The organism is Alcanivorax sp. HI0083, assembly GCF_001635175.1.
The window spans coordinates 1-1085 of sequence record NZ_LWFX01000227.1 but is presented as its reverse complement, the minus strand read 5'-3'; the positions used below and the strand labels follow the sequence as shown (position 1 = coordinate 1085).

General features: G+C 58.2%; 2 protein-coding genes. Both read right to left on the bottom strand.

The genetic code is table 11. From position 1 onward, the window contains the following. Positions 1 to 317: 317 nt before the first annotated feature. Positions 318 to 644, bottom strand: coding sequence for a TfoX/Sxy family protein (locus A3754_RS02485; protein WP_082872214.1), 327 nt, complete (start codon positions 642 to 644; stop codon positions 318 to 320). After that, positions 644 to 1069, bottom strand: a complete 426-nt coding sequence (locus A3754_RS02480) for an MAPEG family protein (protein ID WP_063518767.1) — start codon at positions 1067 to 1069, stop codon at positions 644 to 646. The genes A3754_RS02485 and A3754_RS02480 overlap by 1 nt, the downstream gene beginning before the upstream one ends. Between the last annotated feature and the right edge of the window lie 16 nt (positions 1070 to 1085).

Genomic DNA, 1085 nt, shown 5'->3' with positions numbered 1-1085 from the left:
AGATCACAATCCCGATTTGCAGCATGGTCATTCCTGAATGATTTATTTGGGTGGCAGGGTACGCAAAAAAGCAAAGCAGTGAGTCAGCCAGCGTTGTAGCGCAGCGTCCTCGGCTACCGTATCCGCGTCAATCATCAGCATGCCCTAACAGGCTGTTGAAAAGCCCTTTGCATGCTCAGTCTTTCAGGCTGGTTCGCAATCTAGGCGCAATGTTGACGGTGTGTGTCCACCCATCGAGACATTGCAACAACGAGTGCGGGCCAGCCTGGAAGACCCGGAGGGCGCGGCCTGAAGGGCCCATCTGCTGCGCTTTGTCGCTAGGAAAGGGAGCCACCCTGTCCGTCGCGACAAAACACAACAGCTGCCCCCTTCAGGCCACGCTGAGTACGTAAAGGGCTTTTCAACAGCCTGTTAATGGGCCGGCCGGTGAAATCCATCTCGCCGGCGCCAGGCTCAGCGGACAACCGTTCATGGGACTGCGGCCCGACCCGGGCCATCAGGCGGTCACCCAGAATGCCGCAACACATGTTGCCGGCGATCATGAAACAGAGGCCACCGAACATGCGCTTTTCATCGGGCAGGGCACCACTGACAGTGCGCAGGCCTTCGCGCACCCGCAACGCCAGATCAGTATCAAAGGCCATCAGAACACGGCGCGCAACGCATTCACGGTTAACCCAATCAGGGCCAGTGACGACAGGGCAAACAACACAAAGCGCAGCTCAATCTTGTTGATCAGCGCCTGCAGGAGCGAATGCACCACGCGGATACCCACATAGGCCCAGGCCAACTTCAGGTTGATGCCATCACCCTGGCCAAGCAGTGCCAGCGACAGGGCCACGGCATAAAACGCCGTGGGCTGTTCCATCAGGTGATTGTAGTTATCCGCCTTCCAGCGCACACGAGCGGGCAGGGTGCTCATCTGTTCACCGCGTGGGGCATTCGGGTCCGGCTTCATGTTGGCCGCTTTCATGGCCGGCAGGCGGGTGATGTACATCCATAGCCACATGACCATGGACCAGGCGACCAGGACCACCACCGGTGTAATTATCGGGCTGGTTAACGGCATTGTGTTCTCCCTTTTT

Coding starts and splice junctions, on each gene's coding strand:
- A3754_RS02485 (WP_082872214.1), bottom strand. CDS start 644: ATGGCCTTTGATACTGATCTGGCGTTGCGGGTGCGCGAAGGCCTGCGC.
- A3754_RS02480 (WP_063518767.1), bottom strand. CDS start 1,069: ATGCCGTTAACCAGCCCGATAATTACACCGGTGGTGGTCCTGGTCGCC.